This is a genomic window from Spirosoma flavum (genome assembly GCF_042686045.1).
Lineage (GTDB): Bacteria > Bacteroidota > Bacteroidia > Cytophagales > Spirosomataceae > Spirosoma > Spirosoma flavum.
This window is the reverse complement of record NZ_JBHUOM010000023.1, coordinates 1248365-1263903: the sequence shown is the minus strand read 5'-3', so window position 1 is coordinate 1263903 and position 15539 is coordinate 1248365. Positions and strand designations below refer to the sequence as shown.

12 protein-coding genes and 4 pseudogenes are annotated in these 15539 nt (G+C 43.6%); 14 read left to right on the top strand and 2 right to left on the bottom strand.

Features of this window, described 5'->3' with window-relative positions; genetic code table 11:
* Positions 1-5: 5 nt before the first annotated feature.
* Complete coding sequence (locus tag ACFS25_RS26015) at positions 6-1340, bottom strand: UDP-N-acetylmuramoyl-tripeptide--D-alanyl-D-alanine ligase (RefSeq protein ID WP_381506905.1); 1335 nt, start codon at positions 1338-1340, stop codon at positions 6-8.
* Positions 1341-1407: 67 nt separating this feature from the next.
* On the opposite strand from ACFS25_RS26015, the gene ACFS25_RS26010 reads away from it, so the two are divergent.
* From ACFS25_RS26010 to ACFS25_RS25950, 13 genes and pseudogenes are all read left to right on the top strand, one after another.
* Positions 1408-3657, top strand: a complete 2250-nt coding sequence (locus ACFS25_RS26010; protein ID WP_381506902.1) for a T9SS type A sorting domain-containing protein — start codon at positions 1408-1410, stop codon at positions 3655-3657.
* Positions 3658-3765: 108 nt separating this feature from the next.
* The gene (locus ACFS25_RS26005; protein WP_381506899.1) at positions 3766-4128 is read left to right on the top strand and encodes a hypothetical protein; all 363 of its coding nucleotides are present in this window, start codon (positions 3766-3768) and stop codon (positions 4126-4128) included.
* Positions 4129-4525: 397 nt separating this feature from the next.
* Positions 4526-5929, top strand: a complete 1404-nt coding sequence (locus ACFS25_RS26000; RefSeq protein ID WP_381506896.1) for a tyrosine-type recombinase/integrase — start codon at positions 4526-4528, stop codon at positions 5927-5929.
* 5 nt (positions 5930-5934) lie between these two features.
* Entirely contained in the window at positions 5935-6738 is an 804-nt protein-coding gene (locus tag ACFS25_RS25995; RefSeq protein ID WP_381506893.1) for a hypothetical protein, read from the top strand.
* A gap of 62 nt (positions 6739-6800) precedes the next feature.
* Positions 6801-7079 (top strand): helix-turn-helix domain-containing protein, encoded by a 279-nt coding sequence (locus tag ACFS25_RS25990; RefSeq protein WP_381506890.1) that lies wholly within the window; start codon positions 6801-6803, stop codon positions 7077-7079.
* An 11-nt stretch (positions 7080-7090) separates the two neighbouring features.
* Complete coding sequence (locus tag ACFS25_RS25985; RefSeq protein ID WP_381506887.1) at positions 7091-8518, top strand: hypothetical protein; 1428 nt, start codon at positions 7091-7093, stop codon at positions 8516-8518.
* 689 nt (positions 8519-9207) lie between these two features.
* Complete coding sequence (locus ACFS25_RS25980) at positions 9208-9357, top strand: hypothetical protein (protein WP_381506883.1); 150 nt, start codon at positions 9208-9210, stop codon at positions 9355-9357.
* Positions 9357-9767 carry a type II toxin-antitoxin system VapC family toxin gene (locus ACFS25_RS25975; protein ID WP_381506879.1) on the top strand — a complete coding sequence of 137 codons (411 nt, stop codon included), beginning with the start codon at positions 9357-9359 and terminating at the stop codon, positions 9765-9767. The genes ACFS25_RS25980 and ACFS25_RS25975 overlap by 1 nt, the downstream gene beginning before the upstream one ends.
* A 370-nt stretch (positions 9768-10137) precedes the next feature.
* Positions 10138-10320, top strand: a complete 183-nt coding sequence (locus ACFS25_RS25970) for a type I restriction-modification system subunit M N-terminal domain-containing protein (RefSeq protein WP_381506876.1) — start codon at positions 10138-10140, stop codon at positions 10318-10320.
* 31 nt (positions 10321-10351) lie between these two features.
* The gene (locus ACFS25_RS25965) at positions 10352-10678 is read left to right on the top strand and encodes a hypothetical protein (RefSeq protein WP_381506873.1); all 327 of its coding nucleotides are present in this window, start codon (positions 10352-10354) and stop codon (positions 10676-10678) included.
* Positions 10672-10934: pseudogene (locus ACFS25_RS25960) on the top strand (N-6 DNA methylase). Before ACFS25_RS25965 ends, ACFS25_RS25960 begins: the two are co-directional and overlap by 7 nt.
* Before the next feature lie 24 nt (positions 10935-10958).
* Positions 10959-11207 (top strand): annotated as a pseudogene (locus ACFS25_RS25955) (glutamine--fructose-6-phosphate transaminase (isomerizing)); the annotation flags it as partial.
* Between the two features lie 626 nt (positions 11208-11833).
* Positions 11834-14455, top strand: coding sequence for a carbohydrate-binding protein (locus ACFS25_RS25950; RefSeq protein ID WP_381506870.1), 2622 nt, complete (start codon positions 11834-11836; stop codon positions 14453-14455).
* 165 nt (positions 14456-14620) lie between these two features.
* Here the strand turns inward: ACFS25_RS25950 and ACFS25_RS25945 are convergent.
* A pseudogene (locus ACFS25_RS25945) lies at positions 14621-14701 on the bottom strand (integrase core domain-containing protein); the annotation flags it as partial.
* Between the two features lie 36 nt (positions 14702-14737).
* Between ACFS25_RS25945 and ACFS25_RS25940 the strand changes: the two are divergent.
* A pseudogene (locus ACFS25_RS25940) lies at positions 14738-15074 on the top strand (transposase); the annotation flags it as partial.
* Positions 15075-15539 lie beyond the last annotated feature (465 nt).

Genomic DNA, 15539 nt, shown 5'->3' with positions numbered 1-15539 from the left:
TGCTATTATATAAAAGGTATTACCGATTCTAAACTCATGCCCCGCGAGCCTTTTACCAGTATGTGCGTATCGGTCATTGGGTTGTCCATCAGCCAGTTATGAAGTGAGAATTTGTCAGGGAAATAGTAGGCGTTGGGTAGCGCACCCAACGCATAGTGCATATCTTTTCCGGCCAGAATAACCAGATCGAATTTGCTTTTGGCAATCAACTCTCCTAGTGCCGCGTGTTCGGCTTCACTCTCGGAGCCGAGCTCGTACATATCGCCCAGGATAACTACTTTTCGCTTGGCAGGAGTTGCGGCAAATTGCTGAATAGCTGCTGCCATTGAGCTAGGGTTTGCATTGTAAGCATCCAGCAACACCGTATTTGTGCCCTTCGTAATATGTTGCGAGCGGTTGTTGGTTGGATTATAGTCGGATACAGCGCGGTTGGCATCTTCGGGCGAAACGCCGAAGTAGTCTCCAACAGCCAATGCCGCTAACATATTCTCGAAGTTGTAACGACCGGGCAAATGCGTCGTTACTTCATGACCGGCTGAATCCCGAAAAACGACTACTGGCGACTCCTGAATTAAGTCTGTTTCCTCGCCCGGATAGAAAATAGCTTCAGCAAAAGTGCTTTCGGAGCGAATCGTTTTCAGACGTTCGCGGTACATGACCGTCAGGGTTTTGTCGCGCGAATTGATAAAAACCGTTTTCGCGTGTTGCGCTAGATAATCATATAATTCGCCCTTGCCTTTTCTGACGCCTTCCATACCTCCAAAACCTTCGAGATGCGCCTTACCGACATTGGTTATCAGGCCGTGCGTGGGCTGGGCGATGGAGCAAAGTAGCGCAATTTCTTCCTGGTGATTGGCACCCATTTCAACGATAGCCATTTCGTGCTGTTCGTTCAGCGACAGGAGCGTAAGCGGTACACCAATGTGATTATTCAGATTGCCGACAGTCGCGTAAAGCTGGTAATTCTTGGACAACACAGCCGCCATCAGCTCTTTAGTTGTCGTTTTTCCATTAGAGCCAGTTAAGCCAATGATGGGAAAGTTGAACGTTTGCCGATGATGGCGGGCCAGATTCTGAAGGGCCGTTAAGCAGTCTGGTACGAGCAGGTAATGGTTCTGCCCGTTGCTGCGGTCGCGTTCGGCAACGAGGGCATCATCTACAATGGCGTAACGGGCACCCGATGCAATGGCTTGTTCGGCAAACCGGTTGCCATCGAACGAGTCACCTTTTAGGGCTACGAATAGACAGTCGGGCGTAATTCGGCGGGTATCGGTCGATACCCCCGTGCATTCCAGAAATTTATGATAGAGTTGTTCGGTTGACAGCATCCCGATAGACATAAATAGAGCCTCCGTTCGTTCTTTTCAGTAAATCGCCGTGTTGAGATTCACAAAGGCTCAAAATTAGATGAAAAAGCTGTTTACGCTTTATTTTTTAGTAATTCCACTTTTCACGAATGCACAGTCGGCAGGGAAAATCGCATTTAGATACGAACAAAGCCCAACTGTTAGCGTGGATAGTCGGACGTTGCTCAATCCTTGGGTGGGTGGTTTGAACACCACGCAATATTCAACGATCCGCCTAAATAATGACGCTCGCGATGATCTGGCCGTGTTTGATCGGTCAACCAATAAAGTCAGCACATTCGTCGCTATTGATAACCCGACGGGTAGCGGCATCGCCTGGCAGTACGCGCCCGAATATGAAACCGCTTTTCCGGCTGTGATGTATAGTTGGATGTTGCTGGTCGATTATGATTTCGATGGACGGAAAGACATATTTACAAACAGCGCAAAAGGGGTAACTGTATTCCATAATGAATCGCAAAACGGACTGGTCTCGTTTAAAGTAGCTGTCGACCCCCTTAAAACGGTTGGATTTAGTGGGTTGCAAACGCTCTATGTCACAACTGTCGACTTGCCAGCCATTACAGATTATGATGATGATGGGGATATCGACATTATTACCTTCGACGCCGACGGTAACATAATTGCGTATCAGCAAAACATGGGCGTTGAGCGAACCGGCGTAAAAGGCGGGCTGGATTTCATGCGGACCGGCAACCAATGCTGGGGCCATTTTCATAAAGAATTTTGTAACGATTTTACCTTCGGTATTGATTGTGATGATGGGTCGGGAACGGGACGGATTGGCGTCAAACAAAGTGGGGCAAGGCCGCTCCATACCGGCAATACATTGACCGTAGTGGATACGGATGGCGATGGCAATAAAGATTTGCTATTTGGTTTTGTGAGCTGCGAAAACATTGCTCGGCTGCGCAATGGTGGGCCTAATAGTGAAAAGGCCAATTTTACGAGCTATGATAGTTTGTTCCCGGCTACCAACCCTATCCTGTTTCCGGCGTTTCCAGCTACCTACTGGGAAGATGTCGATGGCGACGGGCAGAAAGATTTGCTGGCATCGCCCAATGTGAGTTATAACGATGCCCATGCATTCGATTTTCAGGCATCGGGCTGGTTTTATAAAAACATGGGTACGACCCAGAAGCCGAATCTTAAGCTTATCCAGAAAGATTTCCTGCAAAGCGATATGCTCGACCTGGGCGAGCGGGCGGCTCCCGCACTGGCTGACCTGGACGGAGATGGCGATATGGATTTGTTAGTGGGTTATGGTGGAATAGGACTGGGGTCCAATTATCGCGCTGGGGTTTGGCAATTCGAGAATAAGGGTACAACCCAGAATCCAGCTTTTGTGCTTGTCACGAATGACTACCTTGGTATTGGAAAATCGTTGGGTCAGACTAATGTAGTGCCCTCGTTTGTTGATGTTGATGGCAATGGGAGTATAGATTTGGTTCTGACGGGTATCGGTGCTGCCAATGTCGAGATTCGTGTCGTGTTTAATTCTGCTGCCAAAGGGGCCGCTGTGCGATATGACCTTGCCAGTGCAACACGCTGGACCACACCGGACTTGATGGGGTCTCTCGATTTATTAACGGTAACGGATGTTGATCGGGATGGCAAACCTGATCTTTTGATTGGTCGGTATAATTTCGGCACGATTCTCTACTATCGTAATGCCGGGACAGCTACTAATCCGGTATTCCAATTGCAAAACCAAACCTTTGGGGGATTTACAACTGACGATTTTGTTTACGCCCGTGCTCGTTCGCTGGTAGTCGCTGACTTAAACGGCGATCAGAAAAACGAACTTATTGCCGCAGCCGATAATGGTACCGTTCGGGTATACCAGTTTCCTGATCGTCCTGACCAATCGCTTACATTGATTGACTCACTGCCCGCACTGGGGTTGCCCGGCAAAGGACTAATTGCTGCGGTCGCTGACCTCGACGGCGATCAACTGCCCGATTTGATGTTGGGTAGTTTGGCAGGGGGATTGCGGTATCTGAAAAACACTTCGCAAAAAGTAGTTGTAACGGGCGTAACCGAAGAAGAGCCAACAAGCCCCTGGGTCTTTCCGAATCCAACGGAGCGGTATCTAACCATTCGTCCGCGTTACGATGGCCGTATTGAACTGGTTTCACTGTCAGGGCAAGCCATGCTACCCATTCAAATGGTCAAGGCTAACATAGAAACAACCCTCGATTTGGTCGATCTGCCCGATGGCACTTATATAATACGGCTCCTGATTGACAATCGACCTGCGCAGATGCAGAAAGTGGTGGTTTGGAAATAACCAAAAACTCTTTTAGTCATTGGGTGTTAGTTAATTTTACTGTCAGCTTAAAGACCAACAAAATTTTTGAAACTTTATCGGTCTTCAAACAAGCTAAACTAAACCATTATGGAAAATACGAACAACTCTGATCAACAGCGTGTAGATGAGAATTCGGGCGGTCCGCTGGAAGGCGTGTCGCCACAACATACTAATCTGCTCGAAAATGATACTGAACAAGATGCCGTCGTTTATGCAGGTTTGGGCGTTGATAATGAACCTGACATCATGAATCCGGGTGATGAGGAAGCATCTGATACGCTTCTATACACAGATACAACCACTGCCCGTCATGCTACAGACGAAGTATCAAACGGCGAAGAGCCCGACGAGTTTATTGATGATGCCGATGAGAATTTGTCGGACGATGAGTTAGATGAACAAATTACCGAACTCGCCGAAGAAGAAGATGAGGGTAACGAGCGGTACTAAATAGAGTTTTAACGGTCTATACATCTGTCAATTAATTTTCGTCAAGATTTTAATGCAGCTGTATTATTTTTATCTCTTACAACTGAGTGCGTTGCATTATTAATATGACTAAAATAAAAAATCCCACTCGCTTGAGTGGGATTTTTTATTTTAAGAGCCTCCTATAGGACTTGAACCTACGACCCCTTCATTACGAATGATGACCCCACCCTTTTTTTTGTATCTCGTCTATTTATTGATTCTTAAGTAATTATTTGTTAATCAATATATTACAGTTTCATTTTTAATATATTCCCATGTCTATTTATTGTTGTTATGCGTCACCTTTATATATTTACATTGCACAACGCATTGCACAAAGGCAATATGTGCAATGCGTTTAAACCAGTGAGATAAGATGCATACTGCAACGGTTACGTTGTTCCATGACACCCGCAGAAGTACGGGTAAACTGAGTTTCGTACGCTTGTCGGTTTATGCCGACCATAAGCAAAAACTGTTCTCAACAGGGGAAAAAATAAGCACTGATGAATGGAAGTTCCTGGAGCGCACTAAAGGCAGTTTGCCCGGAACGGTGAAGGATGAGGAACGACGTAAATTGTGGCGACGATTCTATGGGCGTTACACGGACGAATCCGGCAAGGAACAGGATGGATATTTGTTACGGGCGCAAACAATCATTGGTCGATTAGGAGATAGTTTCAGTTTCGATGCCTTTGCCGATGAACTTGCCAATTATGGTAAGGTGCAGAAAATGGAAACAATAGAAACAGACCTGATACAAGCCCTAAATGATATGGCTACTACCATGCGGAAAGCCGACCGGATGGGACACGCCGACCAATTTGTGTATGCGGCCAAATCGTTACGGCGGTTCGTGGATTCCTTCACTGATGAGGAACAGAAAGAGTTTCTAAGCATTCCCACACCCCGCCGATCTAGCCAGCCCAGACCTGTTGCTAGGCTGGAGTTTGAACACCTCACGCCCGATTTTCTGATTACCTACGAACACTGGATGCTTCATTGTGGCCGTGTCTCACAAATTCCCACCCAACCGTCAACTCCTGCTAGCCTTACTACAGTTGGTTTTTACTTGGGCCGTGTCCGGGTCGTTGTTAACAATGCCATACGAGCCGGATTATTGCCGGCAACTGCTTATCCATTTGGCAAAGGGCGCTACGTGATACCCGCTGGAACAAATAATAAAAAGGCACTCTCTAAGACGGACATTGACCGGATTAAGGCCGTTGTATGCCTACCCGGCTCAATGGAGCAACGCAGTTTAGACTTATGGCTGTTCTCCTACTACTGCAACGGGGCTAACCTAACCGACATCTGCCATTTGACATGGGGTGATGTGGATACTAAAGGCGGTAAACTTTCCTTTGTCCGGCAAAAGACCGCTCGTAGTACTAAGCAAAAGCAAACCAGTATCACGGCTTATCTACGGCCCGAAACGTTGGCTATAATCGAACGATGGGGTACGACCGATCGGACGCCCACTAGTTATGTTTTTCCTTGTCTAATAGCCGGTATGGATGCTGACAGACGCAGGCGGGTAATTCATCAGGTTGTAAAGATAACTAACAAATGGATGAACCGGATAGCCCAAAATTTGGGTATTGACGGAGATATTAACACCTATGCTGCTCGACACTCATTTGCTACAGTTCTGCTCAAATCTAAAGCCTCTTTAGCCTTTATTAGTAAGCAGCTCGGACATACAAACCTGAAAACAACTGAAAGCTATTTAGGCTCATTTGATGATGAGGAAGCTAAAGTATTTTTAAACGCCTTATAAAGCCAATGTCATACGATCACTCAAGTCCTCTACAAAGATTATTTAGCGAGACAACTCAACAAGTATTAGATAGTAATTGGACGACGTTTTCCAAAGCCAACAATTGGCAGGAGGTTTTGCCATGTCCTGATCTATCAGCTTTACCTGTAATCCCCATATCTGCGCTAGTTATGAAGGCTGTCGGCCTCCGCACGGAATCAGCACATGAAAAAAAACTGACATGGGCACTTTGGGCAACGGATTTCTTCAATCGTCATAACGAGTCTATAAACGGGAATCTGAACACTATGGAGCGGCATCTGACCGACGAATTAGCCGTTTGGAATAAATATCATTCTGAAAAGAATGAGCAGCTATCCGTGGAAAAAATGTACCGTGAATGGCTAGACACTATCGGACACTTAACCTTGATGGAGTTGATCGGGCTTCCTATCGGGCTGGGTACAGCTCAGCAGTTTCTGGCACCTAAATACGAAGCCTTAAAGGAACGATATGACATGTATATAAGCGTCCCCGTAAATTTAGGGCTGCGTCAAATCGCTTTACTTTATATCTACCAAAACAAAACAATAAGCTGGGAACAACGCGATCAGATAGCGCAACAATACGGTTACAAAAGCGGAGAGAAACTGTACAAACACTATAATAAGCATAGTCGTACCAGTGACAGAATAGGCGTTGAGGGTGGACAAATACAGCCGCTAATAGAAGACATTATAGCCACTATTCCTTTCCTCAGCGAATCACAAAAACAACAAGCAGAAAGTGAGATAAAGACTATCAGTGCGAAAATTTTAGACCGGTCCTGACCGGTCCCGACCTTCGTGGCTAATCAACCTTTGCCCCCGTCAAACGAAAACGACGATAGGCAATGAGTTACCATAATCCTTTTGAACCGATCAACGAGCGGTTAACTAATTTAGAAGCATTGGCTTTAGAAATGCTTCAACTTCTGCGCAAGACAGAAAACAACCCCGCCACAGCCCCTGATGACGAAGCCCCCCTTACCATCAAACAGGCGGCTGAGTTCTTGAATGTCTCCCGGCAGACCATTTACCAGAACATCGCCAAAATCCCCCACCGCAAACGGCATGGGCGACTCTATTTCTTCAAATCTGAATTATTGGACTATTTGAGCAAAGCGGTTTAAACGACAGCAGGATGATCGACGGAATCAGAACCGACCGAGCCGCTGTCGATGACCAGGCCCTTATCAAGCGTCTCAATATCAGTATACCCTTTTCGTCGACATACTCCGACATACGGTATGACCAACCACTATCTCCGGCCAATTATAAAGGCATGTACTTGGTAGGGAAACCTCGTGGAAATGAGCTAGGCCGTTACTGGATTCAACTTCGTGGCTCACTCATTAAAGTGGCGAACGATGGACTTCACAACAGCGACGTTAAAGACCCGTATGAGCTTCTTTACGCCTTAGACGACCTGATTACCACCTTACGAATTGATCCGTTCAAAACCCTACTCAACGGCCTTGAATTATCGGCCACGATTCCGCTAGACGACCCTAGGCAGGTTTGTTCCCGTATCGTGTCGTATCTGAACCACCCGCCAAACTTGAGCATGATAGACCGCGATGGACTGCGGTTACCCTATGCTGAGGTTGAAGCTGGACAGCATACATTAAAACTATACGCGCCTAGAGAAGGAGCCCTACGGGTTGAGGTAAAGGTGAATAAAATGCAGTATTTAGGGAATAATCGCCCCGCTACCTTCGTCGACCTTGTTCAACCCCGTTACGCGGCTTCCATGGCGGCAAAACTGCTATTGGCATTTAATAAAATCATCTGGAAAATTCCTAAACTAAACCTTAATGACCTGACACCCATTGACCGTGAACTGTACCAAAATGGAAGGGTTTATGAATACTGGCAGGTGCGACGACAGGATTACAAGGACGACACCGAATTTAAACGGACTGAAAAACAACGCAGCCGGGAAAGGGAAGCCTATAACGAACTTGTTCGACGGTACTGGGTCAATGAAGCACCGGATGAAGTAGAACGACGACTACAACAACAACTCAACAACAACATCGAATTGATGCAAACCCAGCTTTACCAGACCTTGCTTGATATTTGCCTGAATCGATGGCAATATGTCGGAAATCTACCGGGTGCAATCAGACTACCTAACCACCTAAAATTGCCCCCTTTGTCGGAAATCTACCGTTTATACTTGGGTAAATACTCGACAAGGTATATAAACAGCCATGCTTTCCGGATTGCCAAGCTAACAGGGGCGAAGAACCCAACGATAGACTTATTCAACCCGTCTGAAGGAATTGTGGATTCATCGTTTGAACGCAAATGGATCAATAGTCAGCAGAGCGTCTACAGACCTAATCCCAGGAGTGAACGTAAACCATTCGCAAATGAACTGGTCCGGTTGAAAAAGGCTATTAACGCACCGGGCGGATTGCACTGGTCCTTAGCTGAACTAACCCCCCTTCTATCAACGAACACACAGCTTGTGTTGGCTAATACGGGACAAGTTGCTGAGGGGTTGATGTATGAAAGATCAGCGGAGACTGGGAGGCCCATGCCTATCTCACTTTTCCCGAACTAGTACATCCATCTAACTTTTTTGCGCTCCAGAGAACCATTGACGAAAACAACCTCTTTTTCGAATTATAGACTGCGGATTTTCTCGAATGAAGATTCTTTACGATCATACATGATTGTAAAGACCCCCTGAAACAGTGTATGCCATTGGGTAATTTGTTGATTAGTAGTCGCTTAGTCGATAGTGAATATTTTTCTGGTTAGCAGGGCAAAAAATAGCCTTCGAGACTACCGCCAGGACCTACAAAGGGTATATTTCTTACTGGAAAATAGGTTATCTTGGCCTCTGCAAGCCGCTTGCCCGGGCGAATGAAAGAGGCTTGTAACCCGGTAACGATCCTGTATCTGCTAAATAGAAAGTAGTTAATTGGATTTCTATAACGAGGTCAAAAATGGCAACCCGAGCGATGGCGGGGGCTACCGGTTAAACTACCTCCGGCTCTGACTTGCTTTTAAACTACCCCCCGGCTTGTTTGACTTTTGGTTCTAAAAAGGATTCTTTCAAAAGAGAGAATTTCATCCGCTGAAGGATTCAGGTTTATAAACCATTTCAGAAATTGACAATAGTTTCCTTTATTACAGAAACCGGTGAGGTATCAAAATCCGTGGCCCCTAGCTTTATGGTGTTCAATAGGATGAGGTAACGATACAAGCCCATTTTACGTTATCTTAGCGATAGAAAAGCACATGGCCATGAAAACGGAAACAAAAGCCCAGAAAACGGGGGTGAATAAACCTAAAGTCAAATCAAATTTGAAGGCCGCCTTTGGGAAATATAAAAGCATTATTGTCGAGAAGGACGATTGCTGGACCGAAGATTTGAAAAAGACCACTACTAATTAATGAAGTGTTTGCTAGATACCCATATTCTCATCTGGGTCTTGACCGATAATCCGAAACTTAATCCCGCTGTCAAAACTGTATTAATGGATGAAGCGAACGAATTCTTTTTTAGCACCGAAAGCATTCGTGAAATGATACTCAAAGCCAAATCGGGCAAATTAACCCTACCGGCTGATATTGATAGGTTGCTGTTCGAATTGCAGGACGAATATAGCATTCGCCTACTGACAGTCAAGCCAAAACATCTTAAGCAACTATATACTCTGCAAACACCTGCTACACACAAAGATCCATTTGACCATCTGCTTATCTGTCAAGCCATTGCCGAGAAACTGACGATGATCAGCGCCGATCGTAACTTTCCTTATTACCAGGAGCAGGGACTTATTCTTTTGATAAATAAAATCTAATGGATAAGATTCGACTGCTGAACAAAGCCAGGTTGAACCCGGATTCCTTTTTGACTGTCGCACCGCTGGCACTTTGATGGCTATGACTTAGGCCGCGACGGCGAGCGCACATTTGGCCTTGACCGAATCATCGGCTTAACCCTTACTCCGCTACCCATTAACTTGCATCGAAGAATCGATTATCGAGCAGCTCGAAGACTACATTCTGAGGATCATCCACTTGCTTTTTCGAGCCAATAAATCTAGGTGTTTGATGGGGTAGCCTAACCGACCTAAGCCGCCTTGGGGCTATATTCACCCCTTGAAATGACAAACGTAGGCTTGAGTGTCGACCATTATAATCCCGACAAACGTGCCTTCTTAATACACTATGCCTAAATTAGATCTGCAAACCCTCGAATCCTGGCTGTGGGATTCAGCCAATATCCTGCGGGGGAGTATTGATAGTTCCGACTTTAAAAATTATATCTTTGGCTTATTGTTCCTCAAAAGTGCCAACGATGTGTTCGAGGAGGAAGTAGAAGCCCTGATGGCCCGCGAAGGCTACAGCTAGGAAGAAGCCGAGGACGCTTACTATTTTCCAGATGCCCCTGCAGGCCTGCTGGCCTGAGGTGAAGAAGGCTACCGAAAACATTGGTATGGTCCTCAATAAAGCCTTTGCCGCCATTGAAGAGGTCAACCAAGAACTGAATCTGGAAGGGGTGATGACGGCCACCAAATTCGGGGATAAGGACAAACTTTCCCACGATACCCTGCAACGGCTGCTCCGGCACTTTAACCAGTACTCGTTGTGGAACGCCGACCGCTATACGCCTGACGTCCTTGACGATGCCTACGAATACCTCATCAAGCAGTTTGCCGATATGCGGGTAAAAAATGGGGTGACTTGTATACCCCACGTGGGGTGGTGAAGCTAATTGTAGGCTCGATTAAGCCGCAACCCAGTAACGAAATTTATGCCCTACCTGCGGCTCGGGCGGGATTCTCATTGAATCGACGCGGTATGTGGCCAAACAAGCAGGCGGCAAGGTGGGACAGTTTGATGACCTGGGCACCTGGGCCATTGCTAAGCTAAATATGCTGTTGCATAATTTTGACAGCGCCGACCTTCGCAAGGGCGATACGCTGGCGGACCCCCAACACGAAAACTCCGATACCAAACTGTAACTCTTCGACCGGGTGTTTCTACGAAAAAATGTTTCGAATACCCAGGAAGAAAGGACCGCAGAGGCTGCGTTATTGCCATCACGACTGAGGGAGATACATACTTGCCTGGCAGTAGATTTCACAATTTAAATTTCGAAAGTCCATGATATTCTCATGCCGCTAATATCGGTAGTGCCACTGCAACTTTTGGCCTATGATATTGCTGTAATGCGTGGCCGCCACGTTGACCAGCCCCGTAGTTTAGCCAAATCGGTGCAATGGAGTAGGGCCTGAATCGCTACCGATTAAGTAAACTAAGAATGTATAATTATAATCACCTCCCCGTAAACTAGCTTTTACGTCCTATATATGATATATTTTTCAAAGACTTGTTCTGCGAGTATATGTATTGTCCTATTCTTTGGCTAGAATGCTGCTTAATAAAGCCTTATCGATGTCTCCTGATAAGGATTATTAAGTTAGTTGTTGGTGAGTTTTGGAGTAGTCTCTTAGAAAATCTTGTTAAAAGTTTAGTTTTATTAGTAACATGTGTCAAATATTAGTTGTATTATTGTTATATTAATAAACTAATCATTATGAATATATAGTATTAGTTCAGAAATTAGTCAGAATTGTGCTTTTCAAGCGTTCAGGTAGACAGTAGCCATACGCCAACCATAAATGGCGGAAATTCTGTCGGCTGAAAGGGTGAGAAAGCCTGCAACACAACGGATACTCGGTTTTTAGTAGAGAATTAACATATCTAAATCAACTCCTTGGATAGTAACACGACCTGTTTCAAGTGAAGAACTGCGTTTTTGATTGCTTTTTCAAATCAGTTAAACGTACTATTAAGATATATGGTATTAAGTATAGCTTAACGAAGCAAATCCACTAATAAGTTACCGAATCAAAAACATATGAAGGAGATAATGATGTTTTTAATGTTTTCCTTTTTTCAAGTAAATGCTGCTACATATTATGTTAAGACCTCTGGAGGAAATGGAGATGGGCTGAGTGATGCAAATGCATGGTCAGTAGCAAAATTTGCATCCATGCAAATATCATCATTAAAAAATGGCGATAATATACTATTTAAAAGAGGAGATGAATTTCATATAACACTACAAATAGAACGAGGTGGGCTAACTTATGGTGGTTATGGCACAGGAGCTAACCCAGTAATAACTGGTTTTACTCAATTAACATCTTGGACATTAGCAAGTGGTAACATTTATTATGCATCTCTTGATGTAACTGCTTTAAATATTGTTACTCTTAATGGTGTTGTAAAAGCAAAAGGTAGGTATCCAAATTCAGGATATTTAACTTATACTTCTCATTCAGGTAATGCATCGGTTACGGGTACGTCAGTAGGTACTTTGCCCTTTAATCCAACCGGTGGCGAAGTTGTTATAAGAAAGGAAAGGTGGATTCTCGATAGGCATCCAATTACCGCCCGTTCTTCTAACACAATTAATTATTCAATCAATAACGATAATGGTAATAACAACGGTTATAGTCCTGTAGATGGAAATGGCTATTTTATACAAGACCATCTAAGTACGCTCGATCAGGAAGGAGAATGGTATTATGATAAAACTACCAAGAGATTATATATGCATTTCGGCCTGGGCACACCTGTAGGTAGAACTGTAAAAGCAAGTACACTTGACAAAAATGTTCATCTTAACTATTGGACAGGAATAACTTTCAACAATTTAACTTTTGAAGGTGGTAATCTATTTGGTGCATGGAATATTGGAACAAGTAATGTTACTTACACTAATTGTATTTGGAAGCAACAAGGTGGAGATGCGATCTGGGGAAGTTATACTTCTAATGTAAAAGTGAAGGGAGGCAGTATAACCGACGCACTTAATAACTCAATTTATTTTGTGCAGGAAGGAAATAATACTACAGTTGATGGTGTTTCTATTAATAATTCAGGAATAATAGCTGGTGCAGGTAGATCAGGTGATGCTGCGCAAGAAGGGATATCTATTTATGGCGTAGGAACGGTAATAAAAAATTGCTCGGTAATTAATACAGGATATAACGGTATCAACTTTTCAGGGGGAGATAACATTCTTGTTGAACATAATTTTGTTGATACTTTTTGTACAATTAAGGATGATGGGGGTGGTATTTACACTTATAATTCTACTGGTTCTAACAGGAAAATAAGAAACAATATTGTATTAAATGCTATTGGTACTTTTCAAGGTGCAGAATCAAATTACTGGGAGGCATATGGTAAAGCTGCTGGGATATATCTTGATGGGGGCGGTTACGACACACAGATAGATAACAACGTAGTTGCAAATGGAAATTGGGGTGGAATTTTTATTAATGGTGTTAAGAATCATTCGATAACTAATAATCTCGTTTATAACTTTTCACAAGCTCTCCTTATACACAGTTACCCAGGTATATTAGTGAGAGAGTTAAAAGTTGACAAAAATACTTTCATTGCTAAAAATGCCTCACAGTTTACTTTATATTTGCATATGTTCAGCAATGATAACCCTTCCTTGTTAGGAAGTTTTAGTAATAATATCTACGCTAGACCAATTGATGATACGAATACAATAGGTATTTATAGAGAGTATGCGGGTGGGGGACAAAACAATATTTCACTTGCAAAGTGGAAATCAGATTATTTACTTGATGTAAATTCTTCGAAATCTATGGTATTTACTAATCAGGCGAATAATATACGTTTCGACTATAATTATACAAATGGTGAATCAGTAGTATCACTTGATAAGCCTTGCTCAAATGTGTCTAATACGAGTTATGGTCAAACTATTCGACTTCCTGCATACGGTGGCTCGGTATTAGTTGCACAAAATCTAATAGATGCAATAACTTATAGACCCATACCGGGTAAAATAGAAGCTGAAAGCTTCAGTGCAAAAAAAGGCACGTGTAGTGAGCCCACAACTGACATTGGGGGGGGATTCAATATAGGCTGTGTCACTAACACTAGTTGGCTTGATTATAATGTCAATGTAGCTTTAGCGGGAATTTATACCTTCAATTTCCGTGTTTCAGGGGGTGATGGTCAGATCCAGTTACAAAATGCTCAGGGATCTGTCATAAAAGTGATCAACCTTACAAATAGTGGCGGTTTTCAAATTTGGAAAACTATTAGTACTACCATTAGTTTGAGCGCAGGAAAACAAACGCTCCGAATTTATGCAGAACGAAGTGGCTGGAACTTTAACTGGTTTGAAGTCACAAATGCACCCAGGGGGCGAATGTCTTCGGATAAAGCTGAGGCAGATGACGAAAACGTTTTTAAATTACTACTTTATCCAAACCCAGCAAAACATATAATTCAAATTAAACACTCTACTGCGGTTGAATCAGGATTTACAAAAATCATTAAAACTGACGGTAGAGAAATGAAAAGTCAAAATCTTATATTAGGTAGCACTAATACAACAATTGACATTCGCCTACTTGAGACTGGCAATTATATACTTTTATATCAGAACGGCTCAAACCGAACCTTGTCAAGGTTTATAAAAGAATAACAATCTAAAAATAGCACATTTTTAAAAAAAATTTTATTATTGAATTTTAACATAGGTGATTAGCTACACTTAAATATTAAAATTGTCCTTACCCCGTTCGGTGTGAGGTAGCCCCAAATACTGGACCGCTCAAAGATTGAGGATCGAACGTTCATCTGTTCTTCTTTAGCTGCCCTTTCCGACCTCATCAGGCGTCAGCCCGCCGAGTGAATTGTGTGGCCGAAACGAGTTGTATTCTTGTCGCCAATGCTAGATTTTTTCTCGAGCATCTTCCAAAGTAGCTATCCTCAACCAGAGATTTTTAACACGGATCAAGGAAGTCAGTTTACCTCGGATGACTTTACAGATGTTTTGCTTAGTCAGAATATTCGTATTTCGATGGATGGCAAATGCCGGGCTTTAGACAACATATTCGTAAAACGGCTTTGGCGAACCGTAAAATATGAGGATATTTATCCGCATGGGCGACCCCGTGAAAGCGTATCAGGATGGCTGGCAATTGGAAGCAGGCTTACAAGCCTACTTTGACTTTTATAACTGTCGTCGTTTTCATCAGTCACTGAATTATAGAACGCCAGAACAAGTGTTAAAGGGAATAAAAGCGCTCAAAAACAAGTAGAAAATAAAATCAAATTAATTGACAACTTCGTTATTCAGTAAAGTGGTCCAGTTTCAAGGGCGCAGTGTATTACGCGTCTAATTCCATTTCAAAAATTTAATAAACCCCCATGCACTTTTGTATAGGAGTAATCCACCTTTCACATATCTTTGGCCTGCTTGTGCAGAATTCGTTTCCACATAAGTTCATAAGTTATACGTAGAAATAAAAACGCTGACTTCGTTAAGGTCAGCGTTTTTTTCATGAAAACAGCCACCACCCAGTAGGCAGCGGCTGTGTGAACCAACTATTCAATAATGATAACGAATCTAGTCGAGAAACCAAACTCGCTGGCGGTATCGTTATTTGAGTGACCGTTTACGCACCCATAAGGTTAACTTATACGAATTGTCCTTCATAGTTTGCGCAGGGATTCGGAATTTTTATCTGACTAACTGACTGGTAGTCAGCGTTGCAACAACTCTA

Coding starts and splice junctions, on each gene's coding strand:
- ACFS25_RS26015 (WP_381506905.1), bottom strand. CDS start 1,340: ATGTCTATCGGGATGCTGTCAACCGAACAACTCTATCATAAATTTCTG.
- ACFS25_RS26010 (WP_381506902.1), top strand. CDS start 1,408: ATGAAAAAGCTGTTTACGCTTTATTTTTTAGTAATTCCACTTTTCACG.
- ACFS25_RS26005 (WP_381506899.1), top strand. CDS start 3,766: ATGGAAAATACGAACAACTCTGATCAACAGCGTGTAGATGAGAATTCG.
- ACFS25_RS26000 (WP_381506896.1), top strand. CDS start 4,526: ATGCATACTGCAACGGTTACGTTGTTCCATGACACCCGCAGAAGTACG.
- ACFS25_RS25995 (WP_381506893.1), top strand. CDS start 5,935: ATGTCATACGATCACTCAAGTCCTCTACAAAGATTATTTAGCGAGACA.
- ACFS25_RS25990 (WP_381506890.1), top strand. CDS start 6,801: ATGAGTTACCATAATCCTTTTGAACCGATCAACGAGCGGTTAACTAAT.
- ACFS25_RS25985 (WP_381506887.1), top strand. CDS start 7,091: ATGATCGACGGAATCAGAACCGACCGAGCCGCTGTCGATGACCAGGCC.
- ACFS25_RS25980 (WP_381506883.1), top strand. CDS start 9,208: ATGAAAACGGAAACAAAAGCCCAGAAAACGGGGGTGAATAAACCTAAA.
- ACFS25_RS25975 (WP_381506879.1), top strand. CDS start 9,357: ATGAAGTGTTTGCTAGATACCCATATTCTCATCTGGGTCTTGACCGAT.
- ACFS25_RS25970 (WP_381506876.1), top strand. CDS start 10,138: ATGCCTAAATTAGATCTGCAAACCCTCGAATCCTGGCTGTGGGATTCA.
- ACFS25_RS25965 (WP_381506873.1), top strand. CDS start 10,352: ATGCCCCTGCAGGCCTGCTGGCCTGAGGTGAAGAAGGCTACCGAAAAC.
- ACFS25_RS25950 (WP_381506870.1), top strand. CDS start 11,834: ATGAAGGAGATAATGATGTTTTTAATGTTTTCCTTTTTTCAAGTAAAT.